General features: G+C 71.9%; 6 protein-coding genes. All 6 read left to right on the top strand.

Annotation, left to right across the window (positions count from 1 at the left end; genetic code table 11):
• A partial coding sequence (locus ACH01S_RS41645) for an ABC transporter ATP-binding protein (protein WP_067905840.1) occupies nucleotides 1–535 on the top strand: 535 nt, incomplete at its 5' end.
• Complete coding sequence (locus ACH01S_RS41640; RefSeq protein ID WP_067905838.1) at nucleotides 532–1,266, top strand: ABC transporter permease; 735 nt, start codon at nucleotides 532–534, stop codon at nucleotides 1,264–1,266. The genes ACH01S_RS41645 and ACH01S_RS41640, both read left to right, overlap by 4 nt.
• A gap of 112 nt (nucleotides 1,267–1,378) precedes the next feature.
• Nucleotides 1,379–2,545 carry an LCP family protein gene (locus ACH01S_RS41635; protein ID WP_067905836.1) on the top strand — a complete coding sequence of 389 codons (1,167 nt, stop codon included), beginning with the start codon at nucleotides 1,379–1,381 and terminating at the stop codon, nucleotides 2,543–2,545.
• Nucleotides 2,546–2,632: 87 nt separating this feature from the next.
• Nucleotides 2,633–3,553 (top strand): proline dehydrogenase family protein, encoded by a 921-nt coding sequence (locus ACH01S_RS41630; RefSeq protein ID WP_067905834.1) that lies wholly within the window; start codon nucleotides 2,633–2,635, stop codon nucleotides 3,551–3,553.
• 77 nt (nucleotides 3,554–3,630) lie between these two features.
• Nucleotides 3,631–4,425 carry a pyrroline-5-carboxylate reductase gene (gene proC / locus ACH01S_RS41625; RefSeq protein ID WP_067905842.1) on the top strand — a complete coding sequence of 265 codons (795 nt, stop codon included), beginning with the start codon at nucleotides 3,631–3,633 and terminating at the stop codon, nucleotides 4,423–4,425.
• Between the two features lie 85 nt (nucleotides 4,426–4,510).
• On the top strand, nucleotides 4,511–4,921 hold a 411-nt coding region (locus ACH01S_RS41620; protein WP_067905832.1), incomplete at its 3' end, for a hypothetical protein.

The raw sequence follows: 4,921 nt of genomic DNA, 5'->3' as shown, positions 1-4,921 counted from the left end.
CCTCGGCGAGCCCGCAGGCTCGCCCGGCCTGCGGCGGCGCGTCGGGTACGCGACGCAGACGCCCGCCGTGTACGCCGACCTGACGGTCGCCGAGAACCTGCGCTACTTCGCGTCCGTGCTGCGGACGCCGCGCGCCGATCCCGACCGCGTCATCGCCGAGGTCGGCCTCGGCGGGCACCGCGACCAGACCGCCGGGACGCTCTCCGGCGGCCAGCTCAGCCGCGCCAACCTCGCCGTCGCGCTGCTCGGCGCGCCGGAGCTGCTCGTCCTGGACGAGCCGACGGTCGGCCTCGACCCCGTCCTCCGCAAGGAGCTGTGGGAGCTGTTCCGGGAGCTGGCCGACCGCGGCGCCACCCTCATCGTGTCCAGCCACGTCATGGACGAGGCCGGGCGCACCGACCGCCTCCTCCTCATGCGCGAGGGCGGGATCCTCGCCGACGGCACCCCCGAGGGCCTGCGCGAGCGCACCGGGACGGCCGACCTCGAAGCCGCGTTCCTCCAGCTCATCACCGACAAGGCCGGGAGCCCCGCATGAGCCTCGCCGTCACCCTCGCCACGACGCGCCGCATCCTCGCGCAGCTCAGGCACGACCACCGGACGCTCGCCCTGCTCATCGCCGTGCCGACGCTGCTGATGATCCTGCTGCGCTACGTGTTCGACCAGGGGCCGCTGTTCGACCGGATCGGGCCCATGCTGCTCGGCCTGTTCCCGTTCATCGTCATGTTCGTCGTGGCCAGCGTCGCCACCCTCCGCGAACGCACCACGGGCACCCTCGAACGGCTGATGACGATGCCGCTCGCCAAACTCGACCTGCTCGTCGGCTACGCGCTCGCGTTCGGGGTGTTCGCGCTCGTGCAGGTCGGCGTCGTGCTCGCCATCTCGCTGACGTGGCTCGGGCTCGACCTGAACGGCTCGCTGGGGTCGCTCGTCCTCGTCTCCCTGCTGGACGCGGTGCTCGGCATGGCGCTCGGCCTGTTCTCCAGCGCGTTCGCGCGCAGCGAGTTCCAGGCCGTGCAGTTCCTGCCCGCGTTCGTCCTGCCGCAGCTCCTGCTGTGCGGGCTGATCGTGCCGCGCGACTCGATGGCGTCCTGGCTCCAGGCGATCTCGGACGTCCTGCCGCTCACCTACGCCGTCGAGGCGATGCAGGAGATCAGCGCCAGCCCTGAGTTCACCGGCACCCTCACGCTCGACGTCGGCGTGATGGCCGCCTTCACCGTCGCCGCCCTCCTCTTCGGCGCCGCCACCCTCCGCAGGAAGACCCCGTGACCGACCCTTCGGGACGGGGTTGGGTTTACCTGCGGCGACGTAATCGCCCTGAAATGGACAAGCGGGGTTATTGCGGCCGTAGGGGTTTGATCAGGCTGGTAGCTTCGGCGCCATGAGTGGGCCAGATCTTCCCGGGACGTCGGCATCGCGGCAGGCAGGCGAGGCGCCTCCGCCGCCGCCAGCGTCGGGGACGGAGGCCGGGAAGGCGGCGGAGGACGCGGGCGACGCCGCGTTCTGGGGCGGCGCCGAGGACGGCGAGCGGCGGCGCAAGCGGCGCTGGCCGCGGGTGCTGATCGCGGTCGGGGTGTTCGTGGCGCTGGTCGTGGCCGGGCTGGGCGGGCTCGTGTGGCAGCGGCAGTCGTCCTACAACGGGAACATCGACCGGATCAAGGGCGTCATGCCCGACGACGACTCGCGCCGTCCCGGCCCGAACGTGGAGGGCACGGAGAACTGGCTGCTGGTCGGATCGGACTCGCGCGCCGACGAGCAGACGACGGGCCAGGGGAACCAGGTCTGGAAGCCGGGCCAGCAGCGCACCGACACGATCATGCTGCTGCACCTGCCCGCCGACCGGAAGAAGGCCTACGTGATCTCGTTCCCGCGCGACTCGTGGGTGGAGATCCCCGGCTACGGCAACCAGAAGATCAACGCGGCGTTCTCGTTCGGCGGGCCGAAGCTGCTGATCGAGACGATCGAGAACCTCACCGGCATCCGCGTCGACCACTACGGCGCGATCGACTTCGAGGGCTTCAAGTCGATGACGGACGCGCTCGGCGGCGTCACCGTCAACATCAAGCAGACCGTGTACGACCCGGCGCGCAAGAAGCAGTGGACGGCGGGCAAGCAGAAGCTCAACGGCGAGGAGGCGCTGCTCTTCGTCCGGCAGCGGTACAACCTGCCGAACGGCGACTTCGACCGGATCAAGCGGCAGCAGGCGTTCCTCGGCGCGCTCGCGAAGCAGGCCGCCGACCGCGGGACGCTCACGAACCCGCTGAAGCTCGACCGGTTCCTGTCGGCGCTGACGAAGTCGATCAGCGTGGACGACGGGGTGTCCGGCGGGAACCTGCGCTCGCTGGCGCTGAGCATGCGCGGCGTGCGGCCGTCGGACATGATGTTCATGACCGCCCCGCACAAGGGCACCGGGATGCGCGGCAAGCAAAGCGTCGTGTTCCTGGACGGGACGAAGGCGAAGGGCCTGTTCGAGGCCGTGAAGACCGCGCGCATGGCGGAGTGGGTGCGGCAGAACGGCCCGGGCAACACCCTGGGCACGGTGTCGTGAAGGCGGCGGTCGTCCGGGCATAACCTGGAAGGCCCACCCCGCACCGACCCGTCCCGTCCCGTCCCGCACCGACAAGGGGTTCGCAGAGTGCTTCGTCAGGCGTTGCTCGTCGCGTCGCGCAGCGGCGGCGCGCGCAGGGTCGTGCGGACCGCGCCGTTCACCGGCGACGTCGTCCGCCGGTTCGTCGCCGGGGAGACGATCGACGACGCGGCCCGCGTCACCGGCGACCTGACCGGCGAGGGCCTGCTCGTCACCCTGGACGTCCTCGGCGAGGACACCCACGACAAGGGGCGCGCGGAGGCGAACGTCCAGCATTACGTCGAGCTGCTCGACCGGCTCGGGGCGGCGGCGCTCGGGACGCGCGCCGAGGTGTCGGTGAAGCTGTCCGCCATCGGCCGGACGCTCGACGACGACTACGCCCTGGAGAACGCGCGCCGCATCTGCGCGGCGGCCCGCTCCGCCGGGACGACGGTCACGTTCGACATGGAGGAGCACACCACGGTCGACGCGACCCTGGGGATCGTCCACGAACTGCGCCGCGACTTCCCCGACGTCGGGGCCGTCATCCAGTCGTACCTGCGCCGGGCCGAGGAGCATTGCGCGGAACTCGCCTACGAGGGTTCGCGCGTGCGGCTGTGCAAGGGCGCCTATGGCGCGCCCGCGGCCGTCGCCTTCACCGACAAGGAGGAGATCGACCGGTCGTACGTGCGGTGCATGAAGGTGCTGATGGCCGGCAAGGGCTATCCGATGATCGCCACGCACGACCCGCGGCTCATCGACATCGCGGGCGCGCTCGCGACGCTGCACGACCGCGACGCCGGGTCGTTCGAGTACCAGATGCTCTACGGGATCCGCCCGCAGGAGCAGCGCAGGCTCGCCGCGCACGGCGCGCAGGTCCGGGTGTACGTGGCGTACGGGCGCGAGTGGTACGAGTACTTCATGCGGCGGCTGGCCGAGCGTCCCGCGAACCTGCGGTTCTTCATGCGCTCGCTGGTCGGGCGGTCCTGACGGGTCCTGCCCCGCCGGGCGCGCGGGCGCCGCTATAGGCTGGACCGATCGAGGAACTCCCACGTCAAGGTATGCCGATGATCGCGATTCTGGGTGCCGGGAAGATGGGCGAGGCGCTGCTGTCCGGGGTGCTCCGGGCGGGGCTGCGCCCGGCCGAGCTGGTGGCGACCGCGCGCCGCGAGGAGCGGGGCGCGCTGCTGCGGGAGCGCTACGGCGTCGAGATCGTCCCGAACGCGGAGGCCGCGGCGACCGCCGACACGCTGGTCCTCGCGGTGAAGCCGCAGGACATGGGCGCCCTGCTGGACGAGGTCGGCCCGCACGTCCCGCCCGGCCGGCTGGTGATCTCGATGGCGGCGGGCATCACGACGGGGTTCATCGAGGCGCGGCTGCCGGACGGCGTGCCCGTCGTCCGCGTCATGTCGAACACGCCCGTCCACGTGGACGAGGCGATGAGCGTGATCTCGCCCGGCTCGCACGCGGGGGAGGAGCACCTGAAGCAGGCCGAGGAGCTGCTGTCCCCGGTCGGGAAGGTGCTGCGCATCCCCGAGTCGCTGCAGGACGGCGCGACCGCCCTGTCCGGCAGCGGCCCCGCCTACTTCTACTACCTGGTCGAGGCCATGGTGGACGCGGGCATCCTGCTCGGCATGCCGCGCGCCGCCGCGCTGGAGATGGTGGTGCAGTCGGCGGTCGGCGCGGCCGTGATGCTCCGCGACTCCGGCGAGCACCCGGTGCTGCTGCGCGAGGCCGTGACGTCCCCCGGCGGGACGACGATCTCCGCGATCCGCGAGCTGGAGCGGCACGGGGTGCGCGCCGCCGTGCTGGAGGCGATCGAGGCGGCCCGCAACAGGGGCCGGGAGCTCGCGGGCGGCTGACCCGGCGGCTGACCCGGCACCCGCCCGGCAAAAGTTCATCTTTCAACTTTTGAGCCGTGCCGGGTGTCCCGTCCGTGTAGGTGGTATGGGACTCATTCTGCGCCTGCTCGTCGCCGCCGGACTGGCGGCGGACGCGATCGTGCACTGGAGGTTCGCGCCCGAGATGGCCTTCGTCCAGGGCGGGTCCATCGACGGCGACCTGCTCTTCCGGATCCAGGCCGGGGTCGCGGGCGTCGTCGCGGTCGTGATCCTCACCTACGCGGCGCGCTGGTCGTACGCGCTGGCCTTCCTCGTCGCGGGCAGCGCGGTCGGCGCGCTGCTGTTCTACTACTTCGTGGACGCGGGCGCGCTCGGCCCGCTGCCCGACATGCACGAGCCCGTCTGGTACACCGAGAAGACGATCAGCCTCGCCGGGGAGGGCGTCGCGGCCCTGGCCGCGCTCGCCGGGTTCGCCCTCGCGGGACGGCCGGGACGGGACCGCGCGGACGTCGCCGAA

Origin of the sequence: Actinomadura chibensis NBRC 106107 (assembly GCF_001552135.1) — a bacterium.
GTDB classification, from domain to species: Bacteria; Actinomycetota; Actinomycetes; order Streptosporangiales; family Streptosporangiaceae; genus Spirillospora; species Spirillospora chibensis.
The sequence above is the reverse complement of the archived record's forward strand: the minus strand, read 5'-3'. Positions and strand labels throughout refer to the sequence as shown.

Bases quoted from the DNA above. Each gene is read 5' to 3' on its own strand.
- ACH01S_RS41635 (WP_067905836.1), top strand. From the start codon at position 1,379: ATGAGTGGGCCAGATCTTCCCGGGACGTCGGCATCGCGGCAGGCAGGC.
- proC (WP_067905842.1), top strand. From the start codon at position 3,631: ATGATCGCGATTCTGGGTGCCGGGAAGATGGGCGAGGCGCTGCTGTCC.
- ACH01S_RS41640 (WP_067905838.1), top strand. From the start codon at position 532: ATGAGCCTCGCCGTCACCCTCGCCACGACGCGCCGCATCCTCGCGCAG.